Here is an 18,939-nt window from a genome sequence, read left to right as displayed (position 1 = left end):
GGGTATATACTTGTCCAGTGAAAGGGAAACCTCACGTATTTTGACTGTCTATTATACATACCTCAATGGTAAAGACCGGCGGCCGCTCATTCGTTTGCAAGGCAAATGGCTCCAGGACCTTGGCTTTCAGAGCGGTGATAAAGTGGTGATCGAAGAACACAGCGGAGCTTTGCTCATAAAAGCTGTAACCGACGAAATAACCGAAAAGGAAAAGGAGAGGTCTAGCCGCTGAAACGCCCCGCCGCCGGTCTTATGATTGTATCACACCGGTCAAGGCTGCGCCTGCTCCGCTCTCGCTGCGCCCCTGCGGGTGACGCGGTGTGCCGCGCCGGAATCTTAGCACAATAGGAAGTTTACTCCCGCGCTCTTTTGGAGAGTGACGGCGGCGGGGAGCCGCTGCCGATGAGCGGGAGGTGTGGGGTATGTGGGACTTTCTGGTGAGACGGTGGCGGGTGGAAGCTGCACTGTGGGTGTGCTACTGGAACGCGATAGGCCGGGATGACCGGCCGAGCATCCGGTACTGTGCCGATCATAGCCTGCTGCTGTCGGTCTTCTGGCTGATGGCGCTGGTCGGCGGGTTGATGGCTTTGGGTACGGTTGTACAGTTCTTGCAGGGAGGCTGCCGGTGATGCCGGCGGCTTTTTTTGCCAATAGAATAACATAATTTAATGTATTTATAGTTTGCACCTAGAAGCCCAAAGGATAATTGTTGGTTAATATTGAAAATTAAATTTATATGTCGAATACAATAGAAAATATCAATAAATCAAGTCTTTTAGCATCTTGAGAAATTAACTTGAGAAATTAACTTATTGGAGGAAATAATGAACGAGGATTATCATGATTTTTTGGACATGCTTGCTTCAATGACCCCAAGCCGAGAAATTTCTCACACCATACAAGATCGGCCAAGTATCAAAAAGAAGCTTAGGCCATTTCATCCAATTAAAGCAGCAGCATTAATTTCAGGTTTGTTAACTTTACCGGCGTTGCAGGCAAATACTCTTCGCCTTGAAATGTTAATTCATCTTATTCTATCACATTCCTTGGGAAAGAAAGAACCGATGGCACAGCACCTTCACTTATGGTTGAATAAGGAATTAGGTGCGACTTCTTTCGTTCATTTAGAAGATCCGGTGGAGGATGTGTTTATATCTAATGTGATTACTGACATCGGTAACATCCGAATTTTTGAAGGAATTTGGGAAAGTAGTGACTTTTATCTTCAAAGGATGTTGAACATAATTAAAACACTACCGGATGGTCCGAGCACACGGCAATTGAAACGTGAGGTATACGGAATCTTAATGCTTAGTGAAGAAATTGCCGAGCGACGCCATCTTAACCGCTTTTTGCCAGGAGGAGGTAATGACAAAGCCGCTGTCAGAATCCCTTCTGATAAGGAATTGAAAGCGCTTAGTAAAACTATCGTATTTACATTAGAGGATTTGCAACGTCTTGAAATCTTGCCTGCAGATATTGAGCCTTTTATTTTTGATTTGCAACATACAAATAAATTGAAGGAGCAGTCCTTAGAGGAGAGTGATCTTCAGCAGCACCCAATAGTAAAGAATTGTGATAAGTGGTTTATTCTATTACCTAATAGCATAAGCTTTGCTGTGCGGACGCATATTTTAAATTGGATGATACAGCATGGTTGTCAAGAGAGTTTTGATAAACACCTTGTTATGGAATATCAAGAATTTTTGCAGGAGAATCCTATTATGGGAGCGTCCTTTCCTCGGCAGAGTATTCCAGTACAAGATGTCCAGGATAAATATTTGATGACTCTTACCAGAGAATTTGATACAGGCCGTTATATACAGGTCATTGTAATAATTGATCGCATTTCCGGGTATCAGCAACATGGCCTTTTGTCATTTGAATCTGAAATCATGGATGAATATAATGACCAAATTAATATACATATCAAAGATGCTCGTTCCTATTTCCGAAAGCAAGAAGGTTTTAAGCAAGGTTTAACATTGGTGGTTGGGTGTGGCTATGGGCGTCCGAATGGATTTCGAGCAGTACAAGAAACGCCGGATTGGTTGGTTGAATTCATATCCGCGCCAGACTTTCAAACGCTTGCGTGGACATCTGAAACTTCGCCTTTATTTTTATGGAAACTAATTAATCAGGTAAGGCACCTAAAAAAACAAGGTGTGTCAATTGCTAACGCTAACGGTTTATTGAACCTTTATGGTTGGTGGGTAGATACAAACTATTTAATGATACCGGCAGACGTTGAGTTTGGTGATAAACCAATTCATATGATGATTCCCACCGATTCTCTTGCTGAGATCCGGAGAAAAATTCGTCAAGGTTGGGATTTGCATGTTTTACCATTACCTAATGGCAAGTTGGTTCGAGTGCGGAGAAAAGATATTGATAGTTATTTTCCCGATGATGTCAATCAACCTCTTTATGCTTGTATAGATGCCGTACGCCAAGGGCAGTTATTGGGAGCATGGGTCGGTAAACAATCTATTTGGTGGGTTTCAACTGAGAGTGGAGAAACAGGACTATCGCGTGATATGGTTTTCAAAGTCTGGGATGCTGTCCACAACTGGCTCGGACGAGCCGTCCCCGTTTTTGAACGTCGCTTACATAAGGTTGCCAATAAAGTAGTACAAGTTATTTTGAATTTCGATGATGTGAAGCAAGAATATACAAACGTTTTTACAAAACAAGTGCTTCCTTCGCGCAATGCAATTTTGATAGAACAATCAGAAGATACTATACGTATTAATTTCCAAGATTCATTTTTTGCAAACTTTCACAATCCCCAAAATATTGCTGAGCGTATGCTTATGCGAGCCGTTGCAAACGGAGCGCTTCAGCTTACAGGTGAAATACCCTGCGAGGAGTTATTAGATATATTTGAAAACGAAATAGTTCCTAACGATGACGCTCGATATTTTCATATGTTTGAGGCAATTCGTTTTCGTGATAACATTAATTACTATGACCGGTCAAGTAAGCTATTTATTGATGGTGCAGATGAAGCAATGAGCAAATTAGGCTTAGGTTGGTTAGTGCAGGATCGGAGTAAAGGAGAAAGATTTAGTACAGCAGAAGAAAGTACTCGTTTTTTGAATAAAGTTATAGAGAAACTTTGGGAACGGATGCAAGCAAATCTTCATACTTTAAATCGTGTACAGTTCATTGAACAAGCACTTCGATATATAGAAGGTGTTGAAAATCAAAGATTACTGTGGCAACGTACCATTAGAGCGGTGATCGCATTGCGCGATAACCCGGAATCTACCAAGGCAGTAGCGGTTGAACAGCTTGCACGTTGTAACGCCTCAACGATAGCTTTGCGGTTACTGGTAGAAATGGCCATTTCAGAATGTCCTTTAGATGGTGGAGAACATGTTGGTATACTTGATCTGACGCCTCTGATGAGTGACATGCTTTTTATATTCAATTTTGGCGGGCTATCAGATGCCATTATAAAAGGGGTAATGAAGCCGGAAATTAAAATCGCACCTAATGGGGATATTTTGTCCCATACCGGTTTTCGCGATGAAGTGGTTGATCCATTTGGTCAAGAGTTTGAGTCGGTACGACTCGATCATGAGAATGCTCGATATGAGAAACATTTTGAATCTTCTCAGCCACTACCTACTGTACAAGGAGTATTTCCTGCTGATTTTTTAACCGCATTCAAGGCTGAATTTGGTTTATCAATTGATTCAATGCGCGGGACACGGGATGCGTTAGAAAACTTAGCAATTGAAAAAGAACGTTGTGTTTTTATCGCATATAAGGATGAACTTCTTGCTTATTGCGGCAATAGTGAATTTACAACTCAAGAAGACACTCAGATATTTTTGGAACGTTTTTCGCTTTGGCCCCGTGAAGCTTGGGATAAAGCACCGAAAGGTTTTACCAATAGGGATTGGTATCCTTGGCTATTTGGGCGAGCATTGTCTTTAGTTGCGCGACCTGTCATTCAATTGGAAAATAGCGATAATCCCCGATACGTCATCTCGCCTGGTTTGATATCAGATGGAACTACACATACAATTTCCCAATACTATGAGGCTGAAATTGCTACCTCTAAATGTAAATCATTAGCAATGAAACGTTGGATAGATGATGAGAAGGCTCGACAGAGTCACGCATTTGTTACCGAAGTTGCGGATGTTATGAAAGGGGCAGGCTATGAAATTCGTATTGAAATACAAGTAACTGAATTGCTGAACGAAAAGACTCCTGATAGAGATTATGGTGATGTTGATGTCCTTGCGTGGAAACCAGGACAAGATGACATTTTAGCTATCGAATGCAAGGATCTAAAGCTTACTAAAACCCCAAATGAAATTGCAGAGCAGATGAATCATTTTAGCGGCCAGATATTACCGAGCGGGAAGAGGGATGAATTGAGAAAACATTTGGATCGTTGTGCATTTTTAAATGAAAAGGCTCAACGGGTTGCCAAAACTCTCGGGATAGGTGATCGCAATATTCATATTCGAAATATTGTTTGTTTCAGTAAACCGAACCCAACGAAGTATATGGCAAGTCGATTCCCGGATGTCACGTTTCTAACAATAGAAGAGTTATCTCGGTCAGTAAAATAGGGAAGCTTTAAAATCAGATTTAGAAAGAGGTGCGCTAGTATCCACACTCTATTTTAAGTTAAGGGATACTTTCAAGCTTTTTTCTAAAGACTTGCAAATAAGTTAGAACAATGTCTCAGGGGAAAGTAGTCAATCTAATCTATAGGTCTTTTCAAGTTCAGTTAAAAAGAGAAAGGAAAACTTATTTGAAAATATTGGAGTGAATTCTAAAATATGAAAAATAAGCCTCTATTGTCCCTGAATGATATGGAAAAGGAGATTTTAATTTTAAAAGCTTCTTTAGATATTATTGATTCGATTGTGAACTATAACGTCTTAGATATTCATCATTATGAGTATGGTTCAGTTGTGAGCTTTAAAACAAGCATTCATCAAGAATATTTTAGTATTTATCTTGTTGATTTTTTATCGGCCCCAGCAAGCGACTTTGGGCTGAAAAGAGGAAGCTATATTTCATTATTAAAAGACGTTTGTTCATCACCAGTGTTTGACAAAGATAATTCAATAGCCTATCTTATAAAACCCGTTACGGAATTCTGCAATTGGCTTGAAACTGAGGTTACGATAAAGCAATTGTGGTTTCCATCAATTCATCTAAATATTGACTTAAAGGTTACATATTCAGATTTCTTGTACATAGGCGGAAATATCTCAAAACATAATTTTACTCGTCTCTCAGCTTGTGCAACAAAGATGCAAAGAATTTTCAAAGATAATAATGTGCACAAAGAAACAATGGAATGCCTTTTAGCTTTGGAAGATTACCAAAACTGGTTTCATGGAGATGGAAATATACTGGGGTATCTTAGTAGTTCAATTGCAGAATTTCTAAACAACATTAGGTGGGGAATTCATCGTTATTTACAAACAGAGTTTTCTCGCTCATATACTATCGGCAAAGAGAACACATACAGCTATGAATACCCAAGTACGATTTCTAATCCAACGATTAAATTTTACTATTGGGATTTAATGAATAGCATAAGAAGTACCCCTTATATTCCAGAGTTTGAAGTTTCGAGACACTTTAGAAATCATCCATTGCTCGCCCAATAAAAGAGCTATATTGTAAAGAAGCTATACACGATTAAATGCGAATATGATGATTAATACTTCATTTCCAGAGAATGACGAATCCGACTTTTAAATAAATCTATAAAAAAACCACCACAGCAAGGTGGTGGTAAATGGCAGACCTTCCAGAATGTTTTTTGTCGGAAGACACTTGCAAAGTTGCCCGGATTGCGTTATACTAACTAAGCGTCCGGTGAGCGGCTCCCAAAACGGAGCAGGAAGCGTAAGCTCACTAGTACCCAGCCGTTACCGTACTACAACAACCGTACAACAACGCGGCGAAAAAGTTCTGTGACGGTCTGTGATGAAAATCCAGTATTATCAAGCATTCATGACATTTTGAAAACGAAAAATGATGGCGAAATTTGACTACGAATCAAAAGGTCGCAGGTTCGAATCCTGCCGGGGTCGCCATTAAGGATATAGATATGTCGCAGGTTAATAGCCTGCGACATTTTTTAATTTATGTAACTGTCCCTTATGTTGCTCCTTGGTACGTTTTTAAAATTCTTTTTCCAGTCTGGAAGATTATGCTATAATAAGCGTAACAGGCTGTCGGGGAACGGTTGGCTCCTTCCTTCCAGGAAGGGGGTGGTATGGTGTCAACATTTGAGGCAATGTACTTAATGGTCGCATTCGCAACACTTGTTGTGTTCATCATAAAACAGAAATAACCGCTCCCACGCCATGGTTTGCGGTTATTTCTCAATAACGTAATCCGGGCTAACCGTTCGGTTAGACAGTCTGTTGGGCTGGCGTGTGTCGAGCACGTCAGTCCTTTTCTTATATTATACCCATAGATTGTAAAATATGCAATCAGTCAATAAAAAATCCTGGTCTGTCCGTCTCGCTTGATTTGCAATACACTCAGAAAGGGCTATATTAGCAATAGGTGGAAATTAAAGAGTCGCCGTGACCCGGAAGTGTTGGAGCACTTCCAGACTCGCGCAGGTGAAAAGGTAATAGTTCGCATACATATTTTACTGACTGCTTTTCTGTTGACAGCCGGTTCTGTTCCGGTTTATTGGATTTGGATTTTAGCAAACCGACGAAACAAAGCGCATGTGTAGGGTAAAAACCTCGCATGCGCTTTTTAATTTCCCCCTATAAAAAGCAATGGCAGGGCCGTTCAATTAGGAGGGCTTTGCTGCAGCTTGCGATAGGGGGTATAGATTTGTCCAGTGAAAGGGAAAGTTCACGCATTCTGACTGTCTACTATACATACCTCAATCAGGGGAAAGACAGGCGGCTTCTTATCCGGCTGCAGGGTAAATGGCTCCAGGACCTTGGTTTTTCAAGCGGGGCAAAGATCGAAGTAACCGAAAGCAATGGCGGTCTGTTCATTAAGGCCCGGCGGCGAGAAACGGGAGACGACAGTCATGCTGGCCATTGAACAGGTCAGAAAGAAGATAAAACGTGGCAAAGGATTATGGGGCCGTCTGGTGACCAGCCCTGACGGCTCTGAATGGATATGGATGCAGTTAACACCGGCTGCTCTGAAATACTACCAGGAACGGGTGACCTGTTACGGCTTCATCCCGGATGAAGGAATTGGGGCTTTAGGTGCGGCAATGACCGTATTCAGGAAAAGACGGTACTAGGCCTCCCCGCCGCCGGTCTTCTCATGGTATCACACCGGTCAAGGCTGCGCCTGCTCCGCTTTCGCTGCGCCCCTCCGGGTGACGGCGGCGGGAGAGCCGCTGCTGACGAACGGAGGTGCAGCGGTATGTGGGACGAGATCGTAAGAGGGTGGCGGGTGGAGGCCGCACTGTGGGTTTGCTACTGGAACGCACTGGACTGGAAGGACCAGGCGAGTGTCCGGTACTGTGCCGATCACAGCTTGCTGCTGTCGGTGTTCTGGCTGGTGGTGCTGGCCGGCGGGGTATTGACGCTGGGGATGGTTGTTCAGTTTTTGCAGGGAGGCTGCCGGTGAATGCCGGTGGCTTTTTTTTATGGCAGTAATCTACAATTTATTCTTTTAAAGACTTATAAATCTCTAGGTTCCTCTAATAAAGGAATATTATGGTATAATTAATCATAAATCTATTAGGTTTAGAGGAGCCTTACATGGTGAAGAATTAACTTTTATGACTAAAAATTAAAAGTCAGAGAGGCGGTAGTTAAAGTGGAATTAGAAAATCGTTTTAAAAATGTTATCCAAGACATGGATGAGCATTGTTTTGTACTGGAATTATCCACTCTAAGCAATCCGCTGAGAAGTTTGAGAGGTGAGGCTAATGCTGAGAAAAACAATAAAATTGTAGATTTACTTCAATACGAATTGGATGCTTTAGAGTTATATACACGAAGCTTTGTTATAAATCCACAGACATATAAACGGCGAATGCCCGATTTTATTGATGAATATTCACAAGAAAAGCTGGACTATTATGCAGAACGATTTTCAAAAAGTTTAAATCCACAATTGAAGAGCCGGTATGGCGATATATTGCTTGACTATCAAGGTGAAAAGAAGTTTAAAAATAAGTATGATATTTTTTGTAATCTAGTTCCGGCCTTATTGCAAGTTGCCAGACTGGCAACGAAAGAAAAGCGTGATGAATATGAACCGTATTGCCTTTTGCGGACACCATGAATGGCTGGTACAATAAAACCAGGAGGTGTCCATAATGAAAGGAAAACGATTTGATTCAGAATTTAAGAAAGATATTGTAAAACTATATATAAATGGAGAGCGCACCTGCCCCAGCTTAGCTGAAGAGTTAGGCCTGCATGAAAATACAATTTATAAATGGATTCAGCAGTATAAAGAAAATCCAGAGCAAGCTTTCCCCGGCTCTGGGAACCTTAAGCCCGATGCTGACGAGCTGCGGAAAGCACAACGTAAAATCAAAGAATTAGAAAATGAGGTAGCCATTTTAAAGCAAGCGGCGGTATACTTCGCAAAGAACAGCAAGTAATCTATCAATTCATTTATGACCACCGCTCGAAATTTGCTGTTCGAGAATTATGCCGCGTACTATCAATTTCCAAGAGCAGTTATTATAACTGGGTCAAAGCGGGCTGTCCAAAACCTTTTGCAAAAGATGCTGTTTTAGTGGCACATATACAGCAAATTGAACGTGAGAATGATCATAACTATGGCGTTCAGAAGGTGTATGAAGAATTAAACGGAAAAGGAGTTTCCGTAGGCCGCAGCCGGGTGCAGCGTATCATGCATCAACATGGGATCAAAGCTCAGATTAAAAGTAAATATAAGCCACAAACAACTAAAGCCGATCCAAATGAACAGGCGTTTCCCAATCTTCTAAATCAAAAATTCGATGTGACCGATTTTAATGCCGTGTGGCTTGCTGATCTTACTTATGTTAGAGTTGGCGGTAAATGGTGCTATTTGGCGGCTGTATTAGATCTTGCAAGAAGAAAACTAGTAGGCTGGGCATTAGGAAATCGGCCAACGGCAGAATTAGCTGCTAAAGCACTGAATATGGCTATTTTGCGGGAGCGGCCGCCTAAAGGCCTTATGCATCATTCAGACATGGGCAGTCAGTACACCTCTAAAAAATACAAAGACATATTAAAGGAAAACGGCATGATCGGCAGTATGAGCCGCAAAGGTAATCCGTACGACAATGCACCTATGGAATCTTTTTTCCACTTGTTTAAAGGTGAACATGTTAAAAAACGCTATTTTGCCACAATTGGCCAAGCCGCTGCAAGCTTCAAAAGTTGGTTTGATTATTACAATACCAAAAGACGTCATAGTGCATTAGGTGGCATTTCTCCGCTAATGTACGAAATCAGGAGATACTCGCCATTTAACCTGTCCGCGTAGCCCAATATGGTTCAATACCTTTACACAATTGATCAATTATCTAGGGCTACCGAACTTTGTTTGCGCTATAAAAAAGAAGATTTGCTTAAACAATCTATCGAAGAAATAGCAGACTTTTTATCTGGAATAGGCTCAATCTATTCCTACCGATGGGTTATTGAGCCTTCAGATATTTTGCTTAAAGTTATGGATAATAGCAAAATGAACTTAATGATTGATAGGGAAATAACACAGTTAGCCTTAAGAAAATTAGATGAAGCGCGTGATTTTTGGTTAAAAGAAAAAAATCTCCAATTGCATCGCTGGGTGTGTTCCTGTTTGGTTGCCTGGAACAAGAAATTACAGCAGCCGATAAATGATCTGAATTTGGAGATTGGTTTGTCGTTTGAACTAGAAGCAGAGCATCAGCAAGGAAGAGTGGAAAAAACAGAAGGTGTCAAAGCTGGTTTTTTGCAAATGGCCCTCCGCCACTATCTCAACGTTGGCGCAACCAACAAAGTCAATGAATTGAAAGTTAAGTTAAAAAAAGCATATTTGGCGGAACAAGAAAATGAATTTAAAGCGGTTATGACACCTATGACTATACCGGAAGAGTTTCGGCAGCATATAGAACGAGTTCTCACTTGGTATCGAGAATTGGGAAATGTAGAGAGAATATTAGAAGCTCTTACACGTGACCCAAATTTAATTATTGATGTCTCTGAGTTATATTTAAATATCGAAGAAAATTTTAAAGAGTTTATATTAGGGGCAAGAATACCTACTTCGGTTATAGCAGATGGTAGGAGGATCGCTCAAGCAACGGAGTATGAGGAGCAGAAAGAACTGGAATTTAAGCGAAAGTACTGCTGGCGCTTAGAATTACAATCCATATTTCTTTTAATGCCGATTTTTGGCATCTTAAAAGAAAAGGGCTTATCTGCGGACTCATTGCTTCAGAAATACCTTGATTGGGATTTTTATGAACCAAAACGAGAAAACCTGATTAGAACCGGTTTTGAAAGATTTTTTGCAGAGGACTATATTAGTGCATTACATATTTTGGTTCCACAATTTGAAGCGTGTTTACGTGATATGTTTTTTGCAATTAATATTCCGACTACGGTTATAAAAGAGGGAGAGTTCCAGCATGAACAGGTCTTTGGGGAATTCTTAAGTCGGCCAGAAGTGGAGGAAACGCTAGGGATTGATATTCACAAGTACATAGAGACTGTCATGGTAGCACAAACCGGTTGGAACATAAGAAATAATATTGCTCACGGATTGGCTTCGCCGGTTATATTTACTCTTAAGTACGCTATGATTATACTTCAGTTGTTCTGTATGCTTTTGAATTTTAAAATGGTTAGAGCTGATTTGGGCGAGAACAGTTAAGGGATATTTAGGAAATGGAGAGTCCGACGGTATGAGAATGACAGAGTATGGTGTGAACGTTCCTGATGATTTATTGAAGCAACTGGAAGAAGAGCAGGTAGTGTTGTTTCTTGGAGCTGGGATCTCTAAACTTGCCCCTTCAAATTTACCGGATTTCGTAAAACTAACAAAAGACATTTGTAAAGAAGCCGGTGTGCCTTTTTCAAATAAGCTGTCGCTAGACTACAATTTAAGTAAAGTTGTGAAAGCAGGCTATGATGTACATCAGCGAGTACTTGAGAAAATAAATCCACCAGATTCTAAGCCGAATGAATGGCATGAAAATCTACTTCGTTGGTTTGGAAGCGACAATAGCGTGCGAATTGTTACAACAAATTTTGACCCCCATCTTAGTACTATTGCTAAGCAATTAGGTTGGACAGTACCGGAGTATGTGGCTCCTGCCGTACCTTTAGGAGATAAGTTTCAGGGCATCGTATATTTACATGGCCGGGTTGATAATAAAGAAAGTATCGTTGTGACTGGTGAGGATTTCGGCAAAGCTTATTTGAATTATGCCTGGGCAGCACGATTTCTTCAAGCTATGTTTGCAAAATACACTGTCTTATTCATCGGCTATAGTAATCGCGATCCGTTGGTCCGTTATCTTACCAGCGGGTTATCGGTGTGTGCCAATAAACATTATGCATTTACAGGAAACGATGCTCGCCGCGAATGGGACGAACTGGACATTGTACCCATATTATTTGAGCAATCTGGTAGCGAAAAATATAAAGCCATGTTGTATGTGGCTAAGGATATTGCTCAGCAATATTGCATGAGCGAATTGGAGCATGAAGTCCGCATGCGTGACCTTCTGACAACAAAGAAGGAAACATTACTTACTCCTCAAGACCAGGACTATTTGTTAAGGAGTTTGTCAAAAGTAAATCGTCAAAGACATTTTTGTCGTTACGCTGCGGGTGAATTATGGTTTCAATGGGCAATTAAGCATATTAAAGAAGTTAAATTGTTATTTGATCCTTTTACTAAGACTGAAGATTCCTCTAGAGAATACATTGCATGGATAGCCGAATCATGCCTTGAAAAGGCAAATGGTCTGTTACTGCAGGAACTTACGAAACAAAAACTTAGCTATGGTTTATGGTACGAGATTGGTTCAACCATTTGCTATCGAGGGATAAATTTTTCTACTGAGCAGTTGGTTACCTGGATTTATATATTGCTGCGAGATGCAACACTGCCTGCGCATTGGGAATTGTTGCAGAACATGTTAATAGATAAAAAAGTGCCTTTCTCTAGCTACTTGGAGTGGGCGATTTTTTCTCGGCTAGTCAAACCAATGCTTCAATTTGATAGAAGTATATATATTGAAGAAGGCGAAAAAGAAAGACCGGTGCATGCGTCGATTGTTATCCGGTCAAATGATCCGAAAGAATTGTGTGAGTACTGGCAGAGCGTATTACGGAACCGTTTGCCAGACATTCACGATCAAGTACAGAGCTTAGTTACCACGTGTCTAACGGAAGCTTACTATATGTTGATTGAACAGGGTGGATGGTCGCGTGAGCTCGACGAAGTTTCTTGTCATAGAGAAACCATTGTTAAGAAACTAGGCGATGAAGATTTTACTCATATTAGGCCGATGGACCCACTGCTTGATGCAGCAGTTGACTTGATCCAATGGTATGCTGAGCACCACCAGGCATCCTTAGAACAGTTGATTGTTGGGTGGAATGATTCAAAAATACCGATGTTACAGCGTCTGTCGCTTTATGCAGTTTCCCTAGCCAACTGGAGTGAAGATAAAAAGTGCCAATGGCTACTCCGCAAACAAATATTGCATTGGACTGTTTTCTATAGGGAGTCATATCAATTACTTGGTTCAATTTTTATAAACTTGTCACCGGCAATAAAAGAAGAGGTGATCAGCACCTTATTACAGCTAGTATATCATGATCCGGATGATGGAAAATTAAATCATAATCGCAGCCTACGAACGTATTACTTATTAAAAAGTATGGCAGAGAAACATAGCGAAAGTAAGCAGTTAACTGCAGCAGTAGAGAGCGTTAAAACATTATTAGAAAATGCTGGTATTGAATATCAAACAACAGATTCAGATAAAGAAACAGTAACAATAGATATTTCCGCACTTTTAGACGGCAATGTTATATCGGCTTTACAGTGGTATGATGAAATTGCTCTATCTGATGATTTCTTTAGCAAAAACAGCAATAAGGAAAAGTTTGAAATAGCTTTTAGGGAAAAAGCCGCAAAAGAGTTGGCGTGGGCAATATCTATCGCAGATATTCTTTGGCAGCAAGACAATAAGAATGCCCACTATTTAAGTAGAACCCTATTGGGTATTTTGGGTGATGCAGAGTTAACCCATGAGCAACAGGAGTTATTATTCAAAAAAATACAGAACATTGTAATGCTGGAGCATTTAGGTAATGCAGTTGCTTCATTTCTAAAAAGCAGGTCTAAGAGAGGATTTGATGAGTACGCGCATCAGGTAGTCGATGAACTACTAAATTGTGTTGATTACACATTATCTTGGGCTATAGCTGTTCCGTTTGAGAAAGATCCTTCACGACGCTGGTTAGATGCGGCAATTAATCATCCAGTAAGTGATCTTACCCTGGTGTTATTAGAAGTTCTCAGTGCCCAAGGAAAAGATGAAAAATATATCGTTGCTGTTACAGAACGCTTATCAAAGTTGCTAGACGACAATAGAAACATAGCGCAAATTACAGAAGTGATTTGTGCTAGTCAAGCCCACTTTTTATATGCAATGGCGCCAGACTGGGCAATAACGAAGATATTACCTCTTTTTGATTGGTGTAAATCAATAGAACAGGCGGAGCGTGCATGGGATGGCTTTTTATTTTGGGGGCAAATTTCTCGAAGACTTATCGCCCCGTTGTTGCGGCATTTTGTTATCTCCGTAGATTTCATAGACCAGATTGATGCAGAGCGATATTGTGAGTATTTGGCTTGGCTTACCATGAGCCGGTATATAGAAAAACCATTAGCAGCAAAAGCATTGGGGAAGGTAATACTGAAACTCAATGATCAACAGAGGGCGAGATATTTTAGTTGTATACGTTTATCGGGTATAAAAGATAAGCGTTATAGTCACTGGGTATGGAATAATATATTGTTACCTTTGTTAGATATGCGAAGTCGCATGATCATAGAGTTAACAGCAGGAGAACTCTTAGCAATGCTGCGGTGGATAGTTGAATTTACGGATTATAGTGCTCAGTTAATTGAGAAAATTATTGGCTTTTCAACAGATAAAATTAAAGAATGCTACCAGCTTAATCGTTTTGAAAGAGTTGACATTTGTGAGAAATATCCGGAGGATGCGGCAAAGTTATGGATTTGGTTAGCGAATAGTCTCACAACAGGCGAATTCTCCAATGGTATATATGGCAAAATTGCTGAGAAGTTATTAGGTGATAAAAATATATCGGATAAGTCCAAACAGCAGTTGAAAGAAGCGCTTAGTAGGTTAGGATTATCTGTAACCTGAAGTAGTGGGGCGAATAAAGGTTAATTAACTAATGGACTACTAGGGGACAGGAGTGGAAATATGAAAAGAATACAGATATTCGCTGTTGGCAAGAAAGATATCTTTGACAATGTTTTTACTTTAATAAGGAGTGTTGATGAAATATATCAACAGGAAGTGTGGAAACAGAGTTCAGGTTCAAAGAGCTTGAAGTTGTTTGAAGCATACCTTACTGATGACAGGTTTGCAGTCTTTATTGATACTATTGAGACAAAAGGAGAATACCGTATTGATATTGGTGAGGCGCCAAAGTTAATTAAATTCGGCCAGTTTCGAAAGAGACCAGAGGTATTTTTGCCACATATACCGGCTTCTTCTACAGGAAGCGAATGGTGGCCGGGAACGTTGAACCATGGTTTTTCTTTAAAACAATGGTATCGTAACGGCTTTAAAGTATTGACGGCTAATGAGGAAGCTTTGGACAAGTTGTTTACGTTTATTAGAAGTCGTACAGGCATCACCATTGAAAAGCTCCAAGATTTTTTAGGGTGCATGATTTCTCTGTCCTCTTCTTTTGATACACAACCTAGAATTTGTTATAATCCCGATAACGGTAAAATAGTGTTCTATCTGCCGGATGGTGTGGCGCCAAGTAAACGTAGAGTAGTCATCGAAGCCTGGGAAGGCAAGGAATGTTGTTATAAGCAAATGATTGATCTGACAGAGGAAAAAGACTGGGGAGCTATTGATATATCATTTAAACCGGTGCAACTAGGATATGAACTATATGAGAAAAATCAGGATGAAAACTGGGTAATTATTGCCGCTAATCGGAATTATCTAATGCGAAGAATTCAAATCGACATGGGCCTTGTGGTGGGGAAGTTGAACGTGAAAAAAGAAGCTGACGAGGAAGAACTAGATATCGTTGTGCGCGATAATACTATAAACATAGGACATGAAGACGGGGAACAGCCCTGGATGGACGCAGAACAAACGCGGTATAAAATCAATCGTGGACAGGAACTCAGATCTCTGGGGAGTATATTTACTCGTTTTGCCGAAAAAACCAGCAAAGAAAAACTGCGGCAAAATATTAATGATCATATATATATAAACGCTGTCAAAGAACTGTGGATTTGGGATCCTTATATTGATATATCAATTCTATCTCCATTACTTGTACTAGGTTTAACAAATCCTAGTCTTGACGTAAGGCTATTGTTGAGTGAATGCTCAGGTGAAAGGCTTAACCCTGCAGATGAGGCATCTTCTAGTGGCAATGCTTCTTCAACAGGGAGTGGTGGGCAAATTGAAGACATATTGGACACAATGACACGATGCAGCGCCATTTACAAGAAGCTTCATACGCGAGAGGCAGGGATGCAGAGACTCAAGGAGACGAAAAACTTTAGTGTACGCAACTGGTTTCGTTCAGGTAAACATGCATTCCATGACCGCTTTATCATTACCGAGAAAGCAGTTTGGCAAATCGGCAGTTCACTCAAAGATTTAGGTGATTACCATAGTACAATTTATCGGTTGGAAGGTGATATTGCCGATGCCATTCGTGGTGAGTTTGAAAGGGCTTGGAACGGAAACTTTGATCCGATGAATCCGGATGGGATGGAAGTATTTCCAGAACTGCACTGGATTAAGCGAAAGGCGGGGACGGTGAATGTCTGAACCATTACAGCAAGAACGGAAAAATCGAGCTGAAATCCTCGCGGAACAGGTGCTAAGCCTGGTAGAGGAATTCCAGTGTATAGGAGAAAGAGAGTATGAAACCATTTGGCGAAAGGAACGTTACCGGGAATGTACTGACTTTGTTTCAGGGTATGAGACGTATCATTTATATCAGCCGCCTACGCTATTATTTGAAACAGAGCGGGTACTATCCGAGCGTCTTATGCAATGTCTTGATGCCTTACTAGAAAGTGATATTGCCGTATTTGGACGTGTATGTCATCAGTCGGGTAGCACCACCTGGCCACTCAGGATTATTGACCGTTTTGGATATAAGCATTGGGATGATAAGGGATATAGTGACATAGTAGAATTGATGGGCTTGCTTCATCCAGGTCAGCAAGGAGTATTAATGGCTCATGCCTGGGACAGGTTGACAGATGGTACAGAGACAAAAGACAGATCTTTATTAAACAACCTCTGGGCAAGGCTTCCGATTGCGACTACGTTAACGATATCAGCCCTAATCATATCTGATATGATACCTGGAGCATTCTTGTCTAGCTTTAGTAATAATGCGCGATGGCAAGAAAGACAGGTGCGAATCCACTGGGTATTGGATTGGTTGATTTCCTGGATGCAAATAGTTAGGCCTTCAGCAGATGACGTTGTCGGCAAGTTTGTGGATTATCTATATACTCCAGTCAATAAAGAGCCGCTATGGGCCGGATATATACTGGCAAAAAAGTTAGGAGAGAATCCCGATCCGGTTATACGCCAAATCTCAGAGAATGTTCAGCTTTATTTGTTGAATCTGTATCCGACATATTGGGTTACTGATTCAGGCGGTTTACATTTCTGCGGTAGTCTGACTGTTGAGCTAATAGAGGAAACGGCATTAGCTGCGGCAAAACTTCCGCAGAGCGAGTTGACTGCTATCTTTGAGCATGCAGATATTCCTTCTCCGCAAAGACTGTGGCGGCTAAGGGACGTACATGATTATCAGACATATTTTAATGATATCCGGAAAGCGCTGTTTCATGAGTTGCTGAAAATTAGCATCTTAAACAGAATAGATGAAACATGCAGGCAGGGTTATATAGATAAAGCTCTCTTTGCGCTTATACAATTTGGTCGTCAGGCGCGTTATGAGCATCTTTCTTACGATGATAAAGTATTATGGAGAATGCTGTTCAAAGAGATTAGCTTGTTTTTAGTTATTCTAAATGAAGATGAGCAACAAGAATTTGTCAACGCATTTATTTTGTATATTGATGATTTATGGCTATTAATTGAACTAGAAAGAAATATGCAAGAGGTAGGCTTGGCAATCAAAAACAACAGAATACTATCAAAGCAGGTAAGCAAGCGACAATACCTATTAAGTAATTTAGAGTTAACTGAAGTAGGCGAATTACTTTACAGTATTGGCGAATATCAGTTAGCCATTCAACTTTTAGGTATGGTGGATCTATGTAAATTCGACGGATGGAAAATTGCATATTGGAAGAGGAATAAAGCACTTTGTCATATTCAATGTGCGATGCTTTCTCAAGATAATGCCGGCCAAATTAATGAATTACGAAGTGCTTTAAGCATTCTTCAAAAATCATATCAACAAGAGCATAGTGCAAGTAAAAATATGTACACACCACTTTTGCTTCACGTTATTGGAATGCTCTTTGACCGGGATGCGTTTGAATCAACTCGATTAGCTCATATTTTTCAGTCATTGCGTACACTTGAAAACATGTCCCAAGAGCATTGGCTGGCTAATGCTGTTACTTTGTTGCGTTTAGCTAAAGCCGATGACCAGAGTACGTCTTCTTGGTACCAGGAATTAGACATGTTATGTAGAAATAGAGGAATTTATAAAGATATTAATTTTACGCAAAATTTACTTATGGCTTGGTATTTTACGAACAGGGCTAATCGGGCTTTAACATTTGAGGAAAAGGCAGTACTTAATGTGTGTTGGGAGAAGGAGACGCAAGCAAAACAGTGGCTACTGAACCATATTGGGCTACGCGGACAGGTTAAATGGCGAGTATCTCCTGATTTCGTACATTAGCGGAGAAATGCCACCTAATGCACTATGACGTCTTTTGGTATTGTAATAATCAAACCAACTTTTGAAGCTTGCAGCGGCTTGGCCAATTGTGGCAAAATAGCGTTTTTTAACATGTTCACCTTTAAACAAGTGGAAAAAAGATTCCATAGGTGCATTGTCGTACGGATTACCTTTGCGGCTCATACTGCCGATCATGCCGTTTTCCTTTAATATGTCTTTGTATTTTTTAGAGGTGTACTGACTGCCCATGTCTGAATGATGCATAAGGCCTTTAGGCGGCCGCTCCCGCAAAATAGCCATATTCAGTGCTTTAGCAGCTAATTCTGCCGTTGGCCGATTTCCTAATGCCCAGCCTACTAGTTTTCTTCTTGCAAGATCTAATACAGCCGCCAAATAGCACCATTTACCGCCAACTCTAACATAAGTAAGATCAGCAAGCCACACGGCATTAAAATCGGTCACATCGAATTTTTGATTTAGAAGATTGGGAAACGCCTGTTCATTTGGATCGGCTTTAGTTGTTTGTGGCTTATATTTACTTTTAATCTGAGCTTTGATCCCATGTTGATGCATGATACGCTGCACCCGGCTGCGGCCTACGGAAACTCCTTTTCCGTTTAATTCTTCATACACCTTCTGAACGCCATAGTTATGATCATTCTCACGTTCAATTTGCTGTATATGTGCCACTAAAACAGCATCTTTTGCAAAAGGTTTTGGACAGCCCGCTTTGACCCAGTTATAATAACTGCTCTTGGAAATTGATAGTACGCGGCATAATTCTCGAACAGCAAATTTCGAGCGGTGGTCATAAATGAATTGATAG

At 40.7% G+C, this 18,939-nt stretch carries 15 protein-coding genes and 1 tRNA gene; 15 read left to right on the top strand and 1 reads right to left on the bottom strand.

Annotated features, from left to right (window positions below; all coding sequences use genetic code 11):
- The first annotated feature begins 10 nt into the window (after positions 1-10).
- From SPSPH_RS13915 to SPSPH_RS13845, 15 genes are all read left to right on the top strand, one after another.
- Positions 11-232, top strand: a complete 222-nt coding sequence (locus SPSPH_RS13915) for a SymE family type I addiction module toxin (protein WP_075756597.1) — start codon at positions 11-13, stop codon at positions 230-232.
- Between the two features lie 205 nt (positions 233-437).
- On the top strand, positions 438-629 hold the full coding sequence (locus SPSPH_RS13910) for a hypothetical protein (RefSeq protein WP_146196591.1): 192 nt from the start codon (positions 438-440) through the stop codon (positions 627-629).
- Positions 630-824: 195 nt separating this feature from the next.
- Positions 825-4,592 (top strand): hypothetical protein, encoded by a 3,768-nt coding sequence (locus SPSPH_RS13905; RefSeq protein ID WP_075756598.1) that lies wholly within the window; start codon positions 825-827, stop codon positions 4,590-4,592.
- 213 nt (positions 4,593-4,805) lie between these two features.
- Positions 4,806-5,648 carry a hypothetical protein gene (locus tag SPSPH_RS13900; protein ID WP_054261081.1) on the top strand — a complete coding sequence of 281 codons (843 nt, stop codon included), beginning with the start codon at positions 4,806-4,808 and terminating at the stop codon, positions 5,646-5,648.
- A gap of 351 nt (positions 5,649-5,999) precedes the next feature.
- Positions 6,000-6,080: transfer RNA gene (locus SPSPH_RS13895), tRNA-Ser, on the top strand.
- Between the two features lie 760 nt (positions 6,081-6,840).
- Positions 6,841-7,059 (top strand): SymE family type I addiction module toxin, encoded by a 219-nt coding sequence (locus tag SPSPH_RS13890; RefSeq protein ID WP_198930939.1) that lies wholly within the window; start codon positions 6,841-6,843, stop codon positions 7,057-7,059.
- Positions 7,046-7,267: a hypothetical protein gene (locus tag SPSPH_RS13885; RefSeq protein ID WP_075756600.1), complete on the top strand. Its 222-nt coding sequence runs from the start codon at positions 7,046-7,048 to the stop codon at positions 7,265-7,267. Before SPSPH_RS13890 ends, SPSPH_RS13885 begins: the two co-directional genes overlap by 14 nt.
- A 23-nt stretch (positions 7,268-7,290) precedes the next feature.
- Positions 7,291-7,599, top strand: coding sequence for a hypothetical protein (locus tag SPSPH_RS13880; protein WP_143559006.1), 309 nt, complete (start codon positions 7,291-7,293; stop codon positions 7,597-7,599).
- Between the two features lie 192 nt (positions 7,600-7,791).
- Positions 7,792-8,262, top strand: a complete 471-nt coding sequence (locus tag SPSPH_RS13875) for a hypothetical protein (protein WP_075756602.1) — start codon at positions 7,792-7,794, stop codon at positions 8,260-8,262.
- 34 nt (positions 8,263-8,296) lie between these two features.
- The gene (locus tag SPSPH_RS13870) at positions 8,297-8,587 is read left to right on the top strand and encodes a transposase (RefSeq protein WP_075754101.1); all 291 of its coding nucleotides are present in this window, start codon (positions 8,297-8,299) and stop codon (positions 8,585-8,587) included.
- Positions 8,563-9,462: an IS3 family transposase gene (locus tag SPSPH_RS13865; RefSeq protein ID WP_109298282.1), complete on the top strand. Its 900-nt coding sequence runs from the start codon at positions 8,563-8,565 to the stop codon at positions 9,460-9,462. Before SPSPH_RS13870 ends, SPSPH_RS13865 begins: the two co-directional genes overlap by 25 nt.
- A gap of 60 nt (positions 9,463-9,522) precedes the next feature.
- Positions 9,523-10,836, top strand: a complete 1,314-nt coding sequence (locus SPSPH_RS13860; RefSeq protein WP_158027094.1) for a DUF4209 domain-containing protein — start codon at positions 9,523-9,525, stop codon at positions 10,834-10,836.
- 31 nt (positions 10,837-10,867) lie between these two features.
- Positions 10,868-14,377, top strand: coding sequence for an SIR2 family protein (locus SPSPH_RS13855; protein WP_075756604.1), 3,510 nt, complete (start codon positions 10,868-10,870; stop codon positions 14,375-14,377).
- A gap of 60 nt (positions 14,378-14,437) precedes the next feature.
- Positions 14,438-16,042: a VPA1262 family N-terminal domain-containing protein gene (locus SPSPH_RS13850; RefSeq protein ID WP_075756605.1), complete on the top strand. Its 1,605-nt coding sequence runs from the start codon at positions 14,438-14,440 to the stop codon at positions 16,040-16,042.
- Positions 16,035-18,113, top strand: a complete 2,079-nt coding sequence (locus tag SPSPH_RS13845; RefSeq protein WP_075756606.1) for a hypothetical protein — start codon at positions 16,035-16,037, stop codon at positions 18,111-18,113. The genes SPSPH_RS13850 and SPSPH_RS13845 overlap by 8 nt, the downstream gene beginning before the upstream one ends.
- Here SPSPH_RS13845 and SPSPH_RS13840 read toward each other — a convergent pair.
- The gene (locus SPSPH_RS13840) at positions 18,066-18,929 is read right to left on the bottom strand and encodes an IS3 family transposase (RefSeq protein WP_233138889.1); all 864 of its coding nucleotides are present in this window, start codon (positions 18,927-18,929) and stop codon (positions 18,066-18,068) included. The genes SPSPH_RS13845 and SPSPH_RS13840 overlap by 48 nt on opposite strands.
- Positions 18,930-18,939: the final 10 nt, after the last annotated feature.

The sequence above is a fragment of the Sporomusa sphaeroides DSM 2875 genome (assembly GCF_001941975.2).
GTDB lineage: Bacteria > Bacillota > Negativicutes > Sporomusales > Sporomusaceae > Sporomusa > Sporomusa sphaeroides.
This window is presented reverse-complemented; position numbering and strand designations above follow the sequence as displayed.